14 protein-coding genes are annotated in these 14405 nt (G+C 73.6%); 8 read left to right on the top strand and 6 right to left on the bottom strand.

Annotated features, from left to right (window positions below):
- The first annotated feature begins 3 nt into the window (after positions 1 to 3).
- Positions 4 to 2307, top strand: a complete 2304-nt coding sequence (locus tag ACZ6RC_RS08440) for a protein kinase domain-containing protein (RefSeq protein ID WP_469580074.1) — start codon at positions 4 to 6, stop codon at positions 2305 to 2307.
- A 49-nt stretch (positions 2308 to 2356) separates the two neighbouring features.
- Here the strand turns inward: ACZ6RC_RS08440 and ACZ6RC_RS08435 are convergent, their stop codons facing one another.
- The 3 genes from ACZ6RC_RS08435 to ilvA all read right to left on the bottom strand — a co-directional run bounded on the left by ACZ6RC_RS08435 (position 2357) and on the right by ilvA (position 5654).
- Positions 2357 to 3217, bottom strand: a complete 861-nt coding sequence (locus ACZ6RC_RS08435) for an ABC transporter permease (protein WP_391139514.1) — start codon at positions 3215 to 3217, stop codon at positions 2357 to 2359.
- Complete coding sequence (locus ACZ6RC_RS08430) at positions 3214 to 4245, bottom strand: ATP-binding cassette domain-containing protein (RefSeq protein ID WP_391139515.1); 1032 nt, start codon at positions 4243 to 4245, stop codon at positions 3214 to 3216. The genes ACZ6RC_RS08435 and ACZ6RC_RS08430 overlap by 4 nt, the downstream gene beginning before the upstream one ends.
- Positions 4246 to 4424: 179 nt before the next feature.
- Positions 4425 to 5654: a threonine ammonia-lyase gene (gene ilvA, locus ACZ6RC_RS08425; protein ID WP_391139516.1), complete on the bottom strand. Its 1230-nt coding sequence runs from the start codon at positions 5652 to 5654 to the stop codon at positions 4425 to 4427.
- Between the two features lie 147 nt (positions 5655 to 5801).
- Here ilvA and ACZ6RC_RS08420 point away from each other — a divergent pair, with 147 nt between their 5' ends.
- The 4 genes from ACZ6RC_RS08420 to ACZ6RC_RS08405 all read left to right on the top strand — a co-directional run bounded on the left by ACZ6RC_RS08420 (position 5802) and on the right by ACZ6RC_RS08405 (position 7443).
- Positions 5802 to 6317 (top strand): MarR family winged helix-turn-helix transcriptional regulator, encoded by a 516-nt coding sequence (locus tag ACZ6RC_RS08420; protein WP_391139517.1) that lies wholly within the window; start codon positions 5802 to 5804, stop codon positions 6315 to 6317.
- Positions 6318 to 6348: 31 nt separating this feature from the next.
- Positions 6349 to 6930, top strand: a complete 582-nt coding sequence (locus tag ACZ6RC_RS08415; RefSeq protein WP_469580072.1) for a sigma factor-like helix-turn-helix DNA-binding protein — start codon at positions 6349 to 6351, stop codon at positions 6928 to 6930.
- Positions 6927 to 7172 carry a hypothetical protein gene (locus ACZ6RC_RS08410; RefSeq protein WP_469580070.1) on the top strand — a complete coding sequence of 82 codons (246 nt, stop codon included), beginning with the start codon at positions 6927 to 6929 and terminating at the stop codon, positions 7170 to 7172. The genes ACZ6RC_RS08415 and ACZ6RC_RS08410 overlap by 4 nt, the downstream gene beginning before the upstream one ends.
- Before the next feature lie 79 nt (positions 7173 to 7251).
- The gene (locus ACZ6RC_RS08405; protein ID WP_391139520.1) at positions 7252 to 7443 is read left to right on the top strand and encodes a DUF1059 domain-containing protein; all 192 of its coding nucleotides are present in this window, start codon (positions 7252 to 7254) and stop codon (positions 7441 to 7443) included.
- A 208-nt stretch (positions 7444 to 7651) separates the two neighbouring features.
- On the opposite strand, the gene ACZ6RC_RS08400 is transcribed toward ACZ6RC_RS08405, so the two are convergent.
- Positions 7652 to 8806, bottom strand: coding sequence for a cystathionine gamma-synthase (locus tag ACZ6RC_RS08400; RefSeq protein WP_469580067.1), 1155 nt, complete (start codon positions 8804 to 8806; stop codon positions 7652 to 7654).
- Between the two features lie 218 nt (positions 8807 to 9024).
- Between ACZ6RC_RS08400 and ACZ6RC_RS08395 the strand changes: the two genes are divergently transcribed.
- The 3 genes from ACZ6RC_RS08395 to abc-f all read left to right on the top strand — a co-directional run bounded on the left by ACZ6RC_RS08395 (position 9025) and on the right by abc-f (position 12787).
- Positions 9025 to 10137 carry a hypothetical protein gene (locus ACZ6RC_RS08395; RefSeq protein WP_469580065.1) on the top strand — a complete coding sequence of 371 codons (1113 nt, stop codon included), beginning with the start codon at positions 9025 to 9027 and terminating at the stop codon, positions 10135 to 10137.
- 79 nt (positions 10138 to 10216) lie between these two features.
- Positions 10217 to 10876, top strand: a complete 660-nt coding sequence (gene msrA, locus ACZ6RC_RS08390; RefSeq protein ID WP_469580063.1) for a peptide-methionine (S)-S-oxide reductase MsrA — start codon at positions 10217 to 10219, stop codon at positions 10874 to 10876.
- 255 nt (positions 10877 to 11131) lie between these two features.
- Positions 11132 to 12787, top strand: coding sequence for a ribosomal protection-like ABC-F family protein (gene abc-f, locus ACZ6RC_RS08385; protein ID WP_469580061.1), 1656 nt, complete (start codon positions 11132 to 11134; stop codon positions 12785 to 12787).
- Here the strand turns inward: abc-f and ACZ6RC_RS08380 are convergent.
- Entirely contained in the window at positions 12755 to 13126 is a 372-nt protein-coding gene (locus ACZ6RC_RS08380) for a DUF1330 domain-containing protein (RefSeq protein ID WP_469580060.1), read from the bottom strand. The genes abc-f and ACZ6RC_RS08380 overlap by 33 nt on opposite strands.
- Positions 13127 to 13285: 159 nt before the next feature.
- Complete coding sequence (locus ACZ6RC_RS08375) at positions 13286 to 14332, bottom strand: NAD(P)-dependent alcohol dehydrogenase (protein ID WP_391139526.1); 1047 nt, start codon at positions 14330 to 14332, stop codon at positions 13286 to 13288.
- Positions 14333 to 14405: the final 73 nt, after the last annotated feature.

Below are 14405 nucleotides of genomic sequence, written 5' to 3'. Positions count from 1 at the left end.
TCCGTGCTGGAGGCACTGCCCGTCGGGCAAGGACCACGGTTGGTCGGGCCGTACCGGCTGCTCGCGAGGCTCGGCGCGGGCGGCATGGGCGAGGTCCATCTGGCGTGTCGTACGGACGCGCCGACGGCCGACCCGTACCGCATGGTGGCGGTGAAGACCGTACGGGAGGACCTGGAGGTCGACGGGGACTTCCGGACCCGGTTCCGGCGGGAGGTCGGGGCGGCCCGGGCGGTCGGCAGCCCCTACGCGGCCCGGCTCGTCGACGCCGACGCGGACGCGGCGGTGCCGTGGCTGGCGACCGAGTACGTTCCCGGGCCCTCGCTCGCGGAGGCGGTCACGCGGGCGGGCGCGCTGCCGGTCGACGCCGTACGGGCGCTGGGTTCGGCCCTGGCGCGGGCGCTCGTGTCGGTGCACGCGGCGAAGGTGCTGCACCGGGATCTGAAGCCGGCGAACGTCCTGCTCGGGGCCGCCGGGCCCAAGCTGATCGACTTCGGCATCGCGCAGGCCTTCGAGGCCACGGCGCTGACGTCGACCGGACTCGTGGTCGGTTCGCCGGGGTTCATGTCCCCGGAGCATCTGGTCGGGGGCGGGGCGGTCGTGCCGGCGTCGGACGTGTTCTGTCTGGGCGCGGTGCTCGCCTTCGCGGCGAGCGGGCGCGGGCCGTTCCACGACGAAGAGATGGCGTCGGTCGTCTTCCGGATCAGCCGTGCCGACGCCGAACTGGACGGCGTGCCGTCGGAACTGCGGCCGGTGGTGGAGCGGTGTCTGCGGCTCGACCCGGCGCAGCGGCCGTCGGCGGAGGAGCTGGTGGGGCTGCTGGGCGTCGAGGTGCCGAGGGTGTTCCCGTGGCCGGGCGGGGTGCTGTCCCTGCTCGCGGAGTACGGGGACACGGCGCGGCGGATCGGTGAGGCGGCGGCCTCGGGCACGGGCGTGGCGGATCTGCCGACCCTCGGCCCGGCGGTCCCGTACTCCCCTACGGCGGCGGGGTACCGGCCGGCCGGCGCGGGGCCGGAGAGCCGGCGCACGCGGTGGGGGCGGATCACGGCGGGGGTCGCGGCGGTGGCCGTCCTGGCGGCCGTGGGCGTGGTGTTCGCGGACCGGCAGGACGGGCAGGCCGGTTCGGCCGGGGACACGCCGGGCGGTGGCGGAGGCACGGCCGGTACGTCGCCGTCGGCCGGCGCGGGGCCCGTGGCGCTCGACCGGGTGATCCAGCCCTACGGCGGTGAGGGGCGGACCGGGGACTTCGGCGCGGGCGGTTCCGACCGCGAGTCCCGCCCGGCGGGCTGGTCGCCGTGGGCCACGACGGTGGACGCGGGCGTCGGCCCGTGCGCGGTGGGGCCGGAGCTCCTGGTGTGCTCGGGCGACGGGGGCGCGGCGGTGGCGCTGCGCTCCGCCGACGGGAAGAAGGCGTGGTCGAAGCCGTCGAGGGTTTCCGCGCCGCTGACCGGCGGGCAGTACCCGGCAGTCGTCGGGGAGGTGGCCTGGATGACCGGGCCCGAGGGGCTCGTGGGGTACCGGCTGAGCGACGGCGAGGAGGTGGGGCGGCTCGCGGCGCCGGGCGGGGCGTACGCGGTCAAGGGGACGGACCTGCGCAGTGACGTCCTGTACACGACGTACATGGACGGCACCGACTTCGAGAAGCCGGCCGGTCTGGTGACGGCGGTCTCGCTGGCCGGCGGCGTGCCGGAGGAACGGTGGCGGACGGCTGTCGACGTCTTCCCGGAGACCCCCGTGGCAGCGGGCGGGCAGGTGTACGTCCCCGGGAACGGCACGGTCCTCGCGCTGGACGCCCGCGGCGGCGGGCGGACGGCCCGGGCGGACGGGCTCGACAGCTGCTCCGACGACCTCGTCGTCCGCGCCGGGCGGGTGCTGTGTCCGCGGGTGGGGGAGCCCGGGGTCGAGGTGCTCGACGCCCGCACCCTGCGGCGCGAGCGGATCCTCGGGCGGAGCATGCTGGTGACGGCCCGGCCCGCGGTGAGCTCGGCGGGAGTGGTGGCGCTGAGCGACGGCACGAGGCTCGCGATGTACGACCTGGAGACCGGTGCCGAGCGGTGGAGCGGGGAAGCGGGCGGGCAGTGGGTGGCGTTCGTCGGTGACCGGCTGCTCTCCGGGACGCGGACGGCGGTCTCCGCGGTGACCGTGGACGACCCGCCGGCCTCTCCGGGCGGGGCGGACCGCCGGGTGTACAACGGGCCCGAAGGGGCGGCGGTGGAGGGCGAGTCGATCGCCACCGGCGCGGTCGCCGCCGGCGGGGCCCTCTTCATCGGCCTCGCCGACGGCGTGGTGGTCTCGGGCTACGCGCCCTGAGGGTGCTCTCGGTTCCGGGCGCCCCGGGTGTCCGGGGCGCCCGGGGCCGTCAGGCCGTGGCCGAGCGGTACTTGCGGACCGCGAGGGTGCGGAAGGCCACGATGATCAGGACCGACCAGATGATCGAGGCCCAGACCGGATGCTGCATCGGCCACGCGTCCGGCGCCTGGTAGCCGGGCGGGAAGTTGCCGAAGAGTTCACGGGCCGCCTGGACCGTGGCGCTGAAGGGGTTCCATTCGGCGATGGTCCGCAGGAACGTCGGCATGTTCTCGGACGGGACGAACGCGTTGGAGATGAACGTCAGCGGGAAGAGCCAGATCAGGCCGCCCGAGGTGGCCGCCTCCGGGGTGCGCACGGACAGGCCGATCAGCGCGCCGATCCACGAGAAGGCGTAGCCGAGGAGGAGCAGCAGGGCGAAGCCCGCCAGCACCGAGCCGATGTTCTCGTGGGTGCGCCAGCCGACCAGGAGGGCGACGACGGCGAGGACCACGAGGGTGAGGGCCGTCTGCACCAGGTCGGCGAGGGTGCGGCCGGTCAGGACCGCCCCGCGGGCCATCGGCAGGGACCGGAAGCGGTCGATGAGGCCCTTGTGCATGTCGTCGGCGATGCCCGCGCCCGCGCCGGCCGTGGCGAAGGTGACCGTCTGGGCGAAGATGCCCGCCATCAGGAACTCGCGGTAGGCCTCCGGCGACAGGCTGCCGTCGACGCTGATCGAGCCGCCGAAGACATAGCTGAACAGCACGACGAACATGATCGGCTGGATGAGGCCGAAGATGATCATCTCGGGGATCCGGGTCATCCGGATCAGATTGCGCTGGGCGACGACCAGGGAATCGCTGATCGACTGGACGATCCCGCCCCGCGGGACGGGGGTCTTGCGGTGCGGGGCGCTGTCCGTGACTGCGGTCACTTGGCCGCCTCCTTCCGGCTCTTTCTGCGGTCCTTGGCGTCCTGGGGCGTCTCGCCGCTCTCCTCGTCCGCCAGCTCGGCCGCGTGGCCGGTGAGGGAGATGAAGACGTCGTCGAGGGTGGGCCGCCGCAGGCCGATGTCGTCGATCCGTACGCCCCGGGCGTCGAGGTCGCGGATGACCTCGGCGAGCAGCTTGGCGCCGCCGGTGACGGGGACGGTCAGCTTGCGGGTGTGGTCCTCGACGGAGACCTCGCCGTGGCCGGTGCCGGCCAGGCCGTAGCGGGCGAGGACGTCGCGGGCCGGGTCGATCATCCCGCGGTCGTGGACGACCACCTCGACGCGCTCGCCGCCGGTCTGGGCCTTGAGCTGGTCGGCCGTGCCCCGGGCGATGACCTTGCCGTGGTCGACGACGCAGATGTCGTGGGCCAGGTGGTCGGCCTCTTCCAGATACTGGGTCGTCAGGAGCAGCGTCGTACCGCCCGCGACGAGTTCCTGGATGACCTCCCAGAGCGCCTGCCGGTTGCGGGGGTCGAGGCCGGTGGTCGGCTCGTCCATGAACATCACCGGCGGGGAGACGACGAGGGCCGCGGCGAGGTCGAGCCGGCGGCGCATGCCGCCGGAGTACGTCTTGGCGGGGCGGTCGGCCGCGTCCGCGAGGCTGAAGCGTTCGAGGAGCTCGCCAGCCCGCTCCTTGGCCCGCTTGCCGTTCATCTGGTAGAGCCGGCCGACCATCTGGAGGTTCTCACGGCCCGTCAGGTATTCGTCGACGGCGGCGAACTGGCCGGAGAGGCCGATCGAGCGGCGGACCTCGTTGGGGTGCTTGAGCACATCGATCCCGGCGACGACCGCCTTCCCGCTGTCCGGCTGGAGCAGCGTCGTCAGGACGCGTACGGCGGTCGTCTTCCCCGCGCCGTTCGGGCCGAGCAGACCCAGGACCGTGCCCTCGGGGACGTCGAGGTCCACGCCGTCCAGTGCTCGTACGTCACCGAAGGTCTTGACCAGACCCTCGGCATAGATCGCGCCTGGCATGTGGTTCTCCCAGCGATTCGGGCGTTTGCCACCCCAGCTTAGGGACGCCGGGCCCCCGCCGCCCACCCATTTTGTGACGGGTGCCACACGGTGTCGCCGCACAGGGGCGACGCGCCTTCCGCCGCGCTTGTCTCCTCGCGCGCGGGGGGGCCGCCCTAGTGTCCCCGCGCGCGCGGGGGCTAGCCGATCACCGCGTAGCCCGCCTCCCGCAGGGCCGCCGCGACCTCCTCGCAGTGCTCGGGGCCCTTCGTCTCCAGATGGAGTTCGACCTCCGCCTCCGTCAGGCCCAGACGCGGATCGGTCCGCACATGGCTCACGTCGAGCACGTTCGCGTCGACCACCGTGAGCACCGCGAGGAGCGTCGCCAGCGCCCCCGGCCGGTCCGTGACCCGCAGCCGCAGGCTCAGATAGCGGCCGCCGGCCGCCATGCCGTGCCGCAGGACCCGCTGCATCAGGAGCGGATCGACGTTCCCGCCCGACAACACCGCCACCACCGGCCCCCCGAACGCCTTCGGATCGCTCAGGAGCGCCGCCACCGGACTCGCCCCCGCCGGCTCCACCACCAGCTTCGCCCGCTCCAGGCACAGCAGGAGCGCCGTCGACAGCGCGTCCTCGGAGACCGTACGGACCTCGTCGACGTACTCCCTGACCAGCGCGAACGGTACGTCGCCGGGGCGCCCCACCTTGATCCCGTCGGCCATCGTCGCCGGCGCGTCGACCATGACCGGATGCCCCGCGGCCAGTGAGGGGGGATAGGCGGCCGCGCCCTCCGCCTGGACGCCGACGACCCGCACGTCGGGGCGCACCGACTTCACCGCGAGCCCGATGCCGGCCGCCAGACCGCCGCCGCCCATGCCGACCACGATCGTCCGGACCTCCGGGCACTGCTCCAGGATCTCCAGGCCGACCGTGCCCTGACCGGCGATGATGTCCGGGTGGTCGAAGGGGTGGATGAAGACCGCTCCCGTGCGGGCCGCGTACTCCTCCGCCGCCGCCAGCGTCTCGTCCACGACCTGCCCGTGCAGCCGCACCTCGGCGCCGTACTCCCGGGTCGCGGCGACCTTCGGCAGCGGGGCGCCGAGCGGCATGAAGACCGTGGAGCGGACCCCCAGCAGCGAGGAGGCCAGTGCGACGCCCTGCGCGTGGTTCCCCGCCGAGGCGGCGACGACCCCGGCCGCCTTCTGCTCGGGCCGCAGCCCGGAGATCCGTACGTACGCCCCGCGCAGCTTGAACGAACCCGTCCGCTGGAGGTTCTCGCACTTGAGGTGGACCGGGGCCCCCACCAGCGAGGACAGGTGCCTGCTCCCCTCCATCGCGGTCACGCGGGCCACCCCGGAGAGCATCTTCTGCGCCCCGCGGACATCGTCGAGGATCAGCGGATGCAAGGGGCCTGGCGTACGGAAGCTCATGACAGCAAGTCTCGCAGCTCACGGGCCTCGTGGCCGCCCGGCCGGCGGGTGGCCGAGCGGGTTTGCGCAGCGCCGGTACGGACTCCCACAGCTCCGCGTACTCTGTCCCCCACCAACCGACCACCGCACGAGAGAGCCCTTGCAGCCATGCCCACATCTCAGGACATGACGACTGAGCTTGACCCCGGTCTCCTCGATGCCCTCCAGCACCAGGTGGCCGTCTTCGCCCGCCGGGCCGAACAGACCCGCCTCGGCGGCACCGGTCAGCTCCGCAACTCCATGGACCGCGCCGCCTACCTGCTCCTCAACCGGCTGGACCAGGAAGGCCCGATGGGCGTGAAGGCCCTCGCGGCCGGCATGGGCATCGACTCGTCCACCGTCACCCGGCAGGTCGCCCCGCTCGTCGACACCGGTCTGGTCAAGCGGACCTCGCACCCCGAGGACGGCCGCGCGGTCGTCCTCCAGCTCTCCCCGCGCGGCCTGACCCGCCTGGAGGAGGTCCGCTCCTCGCGCCGGCAGCTGATGGCCGAGGTGACGGACGGCTGGACCCCCGCCGAGCGCGAGTCGTTCTGCACCCTGCTCACCCGCTTCAACTCCGCGCTCTCCGCCCGTCAGTCGGGCCTCCCCGCGAACCCGGAAGCGGAGTCCGGCCCGACCTCTTGACCTGGGCCGCGCCCTGTCCTCATATGAGGACGTGCGAGAAGGACGGGACGGCATCCGGCGGACGCCCGGACCCAGCGGCGAAGAGCGCCACCGCACCCGGCAGTTCGAGGCGTTCGTGGCCGGGGCGGCGGGGCGGCTGCTGCACGCCGCGACCCTCCTCACCGCCGAGACACCGGTCCGCAACCCGCGCGCCCAGGCGCTGTTGACCGCCTCCCTCGCGCACACCTACGCCCAGTGGGCGCGGCTGCGCGGAGAGGATCCGTACGACGTCACCCGCGCCGACCTCGTGGCCCGCTTCGCCCGCGCCGCCTGGCGGCACCACCGCGCCCGGGGCGGCGGCGTCCTCGCCCCGCTCACCCCGCAGGAACGTCTCGTCGTCGTGCTGCGGCTCTACGAGAGCGTCGCCGAGGAGCAGACCGCGGCGCTCCTCGGACTGCCCGAGGAACGGGTCCGGGCGATCTGCGCCCGCTCGGTCGTCGCCCTGCGTGGGGCGGCCGCGCGCCCCGGGGCCGAAGCGGCGGGAGAGCCGGGATCGACCGAGGGGCCGGGCAGGACCGGGCGGCCGGGATCGGCGGACGGGCCGGGCACGACGGAGACGAGGGCCGCCTCATGAGGCACGAACGGCGGGAGGACGAGGTCCGGCGGATGCTCGAAGCGCCGCATCCGCGGGTCCCCCGCGACCTGTCGGCCCGGGCCGTCGAGCGCGGGATCCGTCTGCTGCACCGGGACCGGGCGGTGCGCCGGGTCCTGTGGACGCTGCTCGTCCTGGCCGCGGTCGCCTTCGCCGTGTGGGCGTCGGCGGTCCGGCCCTGGGAGGTCCCGCCCGGCACGACTCCACCCCTCGAAGGCTGGTGAGGAGGGGCATAGCCTGGAAGGAGCGGTACGCGGCCACGGGACGAAGCGGTGGTACGCGGTCCGAGCCGAGGAGGTCGTCATGGCCAGGAAAGTCGCCGACTGCCGCAAGACTCCCAGCGTCATGAACTGCACGCTCACCATCATCGGTGACGAGGAGGAGGTCGTACGGGCCGCCTCCGAGCACGCCGTCTCCGTGCACGGCCACACCGACAGCCCGGAGCTGCGCGCGATGGTCCGTGACTCGCTGGAGGACGAGAAGGTCCCCGCCTGAGGCGCTTCGCGGAGCGGCGGGCCCGATGGGCCCGGTGGGCTCGGGCGCCGGAGGGTCCCGCGGGCCGGTGCGACGGGTTCTCGGTCGGGCCGGTAGGCCGGTGCGATGCATGGCCTGGCGGGCCGGTGCGACGGGTTCTCGGTCGGTCGCAAGCGGCCCACGGCCCGGGCGCCCGCGAGGGGCGCCCGGGCCTGGGTCCGGCGAAGGACTAGCCCAGCGCCTGGCGCAGGTCGGCCAGCAGGTCGTCGACGTTCTCGATGCCCACGGAGAGCCGGACCAGGTCCGCCGGGACCTCCAGGGCGGAGCCCGCGACGCTCGCGTGCGTCATGCGGCCCGGGTGCTCGATCAGCGACTCGACACCGCCCAGGGACTCGCCCAGCGTGAAGAGCTCGGCGCGGTCGCAGACCGCGACGGCCGCCTCCTCGCCGCCCGTCACCTGGAACGAGATCATCCCGCCGAAGGACTTCATCTGCTTCGCGGCGATCTCGTGGCCCGGGTGGTCCGGCAGGCCCGGGTACAGCACCTTGGTGACCTTCGGGTGCTGGGTCAGCATCTCGGCGATCTTCTCTGCGTTCTCGCTGTGCCGGTCCATCCGGACGGCGAGCGTCTTGATGCCGCGCAGCACGATCCACGAGTCGAACGGTCCCGCCACCGCGCCCATCGCGTTCTGGTGGTACGCCAGTTCCTCGCCGAGCGCCTCGTCGGCCGTCACCAGCGCGCCGCCGACGACGTCGGAGTGCCCGCCCATGTACTTGGTGAGGGAGTGGACGACCACGTCCGCGCCGAGCGCCAGCGGCTGCTGGAGGTACGGCGAGGCGAAGGTGTTGTCGACGACGAGCTTCGCGCCGGCCGTGCGGGCCACGTCCGCGACGGCCGCGATGTCGGTGATGCCGAGCAGCGGGTTGGAGGGCGTCTCGACCCAGATCACCTTCGTACGGTCGTTGACCGCTTCCCGCACCGAGGCGAGGTCGGAGGTGTCGGCGACGGAGAAGTCGACGCCCCAGCGCTGGACGACCTTGGCGAAGAGCCGGAAGGTGCCGCCGTAGGCGTCGTTCGGGATGACCACGTGGTCGCCGGGGGCCAGCAGCGTGCGCAGCAGGCAGTCCTCGGCGGCGAGGCCGGAGGCGAACGCGAGCCCGCGGCGGCCGCCCTCGAGCGCGGCGAGGTTCTCCTCGAGGGCGGTGCGCGTGGGGTTGGCGCTGCGGCTGTACTCGTAACCGCCGCGGAGCCCACCCACGCCGTCCTGCTTGTAGGTGGACACCTGGTAGATGGGCGGGACGACCGCGCCGGTCAGCGGGTCGGCCGTGTTGCCCGCGTGGATGGCGCGGGTCTCGAAGCTCTGATGAGAGTGCTGGTCGCTCATGGTTCAGGAGCGTAGTCCCGAGACCGGCTCCGCGCCGCCCACCGTCTCGACCGGTGTCTCACGGACGCCGGATCCGTGGCCGACGGACGCCGGATCCGTGGCCGACGGGCGCCGGGTCCGGGCTCCGGGGGGCGCCGGGCCCGTCTCCCCCCGGGCGGCCGGTCCCGGCCGGCGGGCGCCCCGGCCGGTGTCCGACGGCCGTACGGGACAATGGACGCATGGAGATTCTCTGGTTCCTGCTCGCGATGGGTCTGCTCTTCGCGGTCGTCGCTCCCTTGGTACGGCGCCGCCGGGGCGATGTCGTCGGCATCCACCAGGTGGCGCCCGGCTCCCCCGACGCCGCCGATCCGGAGGCGTACGGCTTCCTCCGCCAGGAGGAGCAGGACGTGCGGATGCCCGGCCCCGACCCCGACCTGCTCGATGTCCTCGACGTGGTGCAGGCGACGCAGGACTGGCGGGCGGCCGCGCAGCTCCTGGCCGGGACGGAGAAGGAGGGCGAGGTCCGCTGGCAGCGCGTCCAGGCGTTCGCGGGCGCGGCCGCACTGGATCTCCAGCAGCGGCCAGGGGTGGGCGGCGCGTGGCTGCGCGCCTGGCGCGCGGACGCGCCGAAGGACGCGGGCGGGGCGGCCGTGCACGCCGAGTTCCTCGTGCAGCAGGCGTGGCGCTCCTCGGCGGCCGGCACCGACGACTTCCGGATCATCCTCGAAGAGGCCCGCAAGGTGACCGAGGAGGCGGCGCTGCTGGCACCCGGCGACCCCGTCCCGTACATCACGCAGCTCGCCATCGCCCGCGGCCTCGGCTACAGCCACGAAAAGTTCGACCAGGTCTGGGCGAAGATCATCGACCGGGCGCCGCACCACATGGGCGCCCACCTCTCCGCGCTGCACTTCTGGTGCGAGAAGTGGCACGGCTCGCGCGAGGACGCCGACCGGTTCGCGACGGCGGCCGCGGCCCGCGCCCCGCGGGGTTCGCTGCTCGCCGCGCTGCCGCTGTTCGCGGTGTACGAGCACCTGCCCGAGGTCATCATGGTGCGGGACTTCTACCGCTCGGCGGTGGTCGGCAAGGCGATGGAGGGCGCGCTGTACGCGGTCCACTCGGCCCGCCCCGACGACCCGATGCTCGCCCACGTTCGCCACCTGCTCGTCCTGTTCCTGGTCCGCGGGGAACGGTGGGCCGAGGCGATGCGGCAGCTGGTGCACGTGGACGGGCATGTCGGCGCGCTGCCGTGGACGCTGAACGGCGACCCGGCGGCGGAGTACACGGTCTACCGCAACCTGGCGGTGGCGGGGTACGAGGCGAACGGCGGCAGCCCGGCGACGCTGTCGCACTGAGCCGCGCCCGGGGGCCGGGAGGGAATCCCTCCCGGCCCCCGGGCGTTGTGCGTACTGCCCACCGTCGAGGAGATGCCGCATGTTCCTGTCACGCACCCCCGTCCTCCCCACCCCCGAGCAGGCGCTCAAGGGCCGCCCTGAGCCCGAGTTCGCCGTGCCGGAGCGCCACACGGTCCTCGGCAACCCGCTGCTCGGGCCGTATCCCGAGGGGCTCGAGGTCGCGGACTTCGGCCTCGGCTGCTTCTGGGGCGCCGAGCGCACGTTCTGGCAGACCGAGGGCGTCTGGACGACGCTCGTCGGCTACCAGGGGGGTCACACCCCTAACCCGGCCTATGAAGAGGTGTGCTCGGGCCTCACCGGCCACACCGAGGCCGTGCGGGTCGTCTTCGACCCGTCGGTCGTCTCGTACGAGCGGCTGCTCAAGCTCTTCTGGGAATCGCACGACCCGACCCAGGGCTTCCGCCAGGGCAACGACGTCGGCACCCAGTACCGCTCGGCGATCTACACCCACTCCCCCGAGCAGGCCGAGACGGCGGAGTCTTCCCGCGCCTCCTACCAGCGGGTCCTGACCGGCTCCGGCTTCGACACGATCACCACGGAGATCCTCCCCGCCGAGGGCCGGACCTTCTTCCCCGCGGAGGGGTACCACCAGCAGTACCTCGACAAGAACCCGGCGGGCTACTGCGGCATCGGCGGGACGGGCGTCTCCTGCCCGATCGGCGTGGCGAAGGCCGAGTAGGAGCAACGGGACAGCGGTGAAGAGGGGCGGGCCGGCGCGACCGGCCCGCCCCTCTCGGCCGCGCCCCTAAATCGCTGGGACCCCCTGGGAGCCCGGCGTTAGACTCGCTCGCATGATGGGTTCGTACTACTTCTTTCTCTGATCCCGGCCGCGGACACGGCTCGACCCGCTGACGGCGTCTCGCGACGCGGCGGTGGCGGTCGCCGGTGTCCCCTTCGTCCGGCCAGGAAGAACCCAGCATCCAGGGAAAGAACCATGCGCGATCGCGCCCAGCTCACGCTCAGTCATGTCTCCAAGGCCTATGGGGACCGCTCCGTCCTCGACCAGGTCTCCCTCACCGTCCGTCCCGGCGAGAAGGCCGCCGTCATCGGCGAGAACGGCGCCGGGAAGTCCACCCTCCTGCGGTTGATCGGCGGGGCGGAGGCCCCGGACACCGGGGAGGTCACCGTCCGGTTCCCCGGTGGCGTCGCCCGGCTCGCCCAGACGCTCGCCGAGACGTACGGCGTCGGCCCCGACCGGACCGTGCGGGACACCGTCGACGCCGCGCTCGCCGGCCTCCGGGCGATGGAACGGGAACTGCGCGCCGCCGAGGAGACGCTCGGCACCGCGACGCCCGAGCGGCTCGCCGCGTACGGCGAGCTGCTGACCTCCTTCGAGGAGCGCGGCGGCTACGAGGCCGACGCCCGCGTCGACGCCGCACTCCACGGGCTCGGCCTCGGCCACGTCCCGTACGAGCGCCGGATCGGGACGCTCTCCGGCGGGGAGCAGTCGCGGCTGGCGCTCGCCTGCGTGCTCGCCTCGGGCGCCGAGCTGCTGCTCCTCGACGAGCCGACGAACCATCTCGACCGGGCCGCCGCCCGCTGGCTGGAGGAGCGGCTGCGGGCCCACCGCGGCACGGTGGTGGCGGTCACCCACGACCGGGCGTTCCTGGAGGGGATGGCGACCTCGATCCTGGAGGTCGACCGGGACACCCGGGCGGTGACGCGGTACGGCGACGGCTGGTCCGGCTACCGCGCCGCGAAGGCCGCCGCCCGCCGCCGCCGGGCGCGGGAGCACGAGGAGTGGCGGGAGGAAGTGGCCCGTACGCAGGGGCTGGTGGCCGCGGCCGGGCAGCGGCTCGCCGTCTCCGGCAAGGATCCGGGGCAGGGCTTCGGCAAGCACCGGCGCTCGCACGAGAACAAGCTGTCCGGGCAGGTCAGGGCGGCCCGTCAGCGGCTCGAACAGCTCCTCAGGGAGCCGGTGCCGGCGCCGCCGGAGCCGCTGCGGTTCACGGCGCGGCTCGCCACGGCCCGGGCCGGGGGCCCGGATCCGGCGGGGTCCGGTGACGTCCTCGCCGCGCTCGCCGACGTCGTGGTCGGCGATCGGCTGAGGATCGACGAACTGCGGGTCGGGGCCGGGGAGCGACTGCTCGTCTCCGGGCCCAACGGCGCCGGCAAGACCACGCTGCTGCGGGTGCTCGCCGGGGACCTGCGGCCCGACAGCGGCACGGTCAGCCGTCCGGACCACGTCGGCTATCTGGCGCAGGAGCTGCCCGCCGTGCCGGTCCGCGCGCCGCTGCTCACGGCGTACGCCGCGGGCCGTCCGGGACCGCCGGAGGAGTACGGGCCGGAGCTGCTCGCCCTCGGGCTCTTCCGAGAGGAGGACCTGGGCGTGCCGGTGGCCGCGCTCTCGGTGGGGCAGCGGCGGCGGCTGGAGCTGGCCCGGCTGGTGGCCCGGCCGGCGGATCTCCTCGTCCTGGACGAGCCGACGAACCATGTGGCGCTGTCGCTCGTGGAGGAGCTGGAGGCGGCCCTCGCTGCGTTCGCGGGCGCGGTGGTCGTGGTCTCGCACGACGACCGTTTCCGCGCGGGCTTCGACGGCAGGCGGCTCGATCTGTGCTCAGGCCGTGCCGTCGCCCGACCCCGCGCGTGACTCCGCGCGCAGGAGCGCGGCGGTGCCGGCCGGGTCGTAGCCGGGGCCGACGCCGTCGATGAGCTGAATGTCGCCCGGGATGTGCCGGGTGCGCAGCGGGATCAGCTCCTGGTAGGCGGCGGAGTCGTACCAGCGGCGGGCGTGGTCCATGGAAGGGAAGCCGATGAGGACGACGCTGCCGGGCCACTCGCCCTCCTTGACCTCGCGCTCGGGGGCGCCGTGGACGAGGAAGCGGCCGTCGTAGGGGTCGAGGGTGGCCTGGATCCGCTCCATGTAGACGAGGACGTCCTCGACGGGGGCGGTCCGGGGGTACAGGTTGGCCAGCGCGTAAGCGGTCATGACGTCAGGATGCCGGGGCATGACGTACGGGGTCGATGACCCCGGAGGTCATGCCCCGGCCTCCGGGGTGACCGCCTGGACGGCGGGTGCGCCCCGGGCGGCCGGCGTGCCCCGGCGTCCTGGCGTGGGCGCCGATGCCTCGTCGCGCCCGGGCGTCTGTCAGATCGTCGACGCGTCGATCACGAAGCGGTAGCGCACGTCGCTCGCCAGCACCCGCTCGTACGCCTCGTTGATCCGGTCGGCGCTGATCAGCTCGATCTCGGCGCCCAGGCCGTGCCGTGCGCAGAAGTCGAGCATCTCCTGCGTCTCGGCGATGCCGCCGATCATGGAGCCGGCGAGGGTCTTGCGGCCGCCGATCAGCGAGAAGAGGTTGAGCGCGATCGGCTCCTCGGGGGCGCCGACGTTGACGAGCGCGCCGTCCGTCTTGAGCAGGCTCAGATAGGCGCCGAAGTCGATCGGGGCCGAGACGGTGGAGACGATCAGGTCGAAGGAGCCGGCGAGCCGGGTGAAGGTCTCCGGGTCGGCGGTGGCGTAGTAGTGGTCGGCGCCGAGCTTGAGGCCGTCCTCCTGCTTCTTCAGGGACTGGCTGAGCACGGTCACCTCCGCGCCGAGCGCGTGGGCGATCTTGACGCCCATGTGGCCGAGGCCGCCGAGGCCCACGATCGCGACCTTCTTGCCGGGGCCGGCGTTCCAGTGGGCGAGCGGGGAGTAGAGGGTGATGCCGGCGCAGAGCAGCGGGGCGGCCTCGTCGAGGGCGATGCCCTCGGGGATGCGCAGGGTGTAGTTCTCGTCGACGACGATGTGGGTGGAGTAGCCGCCGTAGGTCGGCTCGCCGCTCTTGTCGAGGGCGTTGTACGTGCCGATCATGCCGCCGCCGGCGCAGTACTGCTCCAGGCCCTGGAGGCAGTACGCGCACTCCCGGCAGGAGTCGACGAAGCAGCCGACGCCGACGCGGTCGCCGACCTGGTGCCGGGTGACCGCGGAGCCGACCTCGGTGACGATTCCGGCGATCTCGTGGCCGGGCACCATCGGGAAGATGCCCTCGCCCCAGCCGTCGCGCGCCTGGTGGATGTCGGAGTGGCAGATGCCGGCGTACTTGATCTCGATGAGGACGTCGTGTTCCCCCACCGGACGGCGCGGCACGGTGGTGCGCTCCAGCGGGGCGTTGGCGGCGGGTGCGGCATAGGCGGAAACGTTCGTGGTCATGCTGTCGAGCATGCCTGGCCGGGCGGAACGTACCCAGCCCCCTGTTCTGCCTACGTCCAGCGTGCCTACCACT

It is taken from the genome of Streptomyces sp. NPDC048353, assembly GCF_055587165.1.
This window is presented reverse-complemented; position numbering and strand designations above follow the sequence as displayed.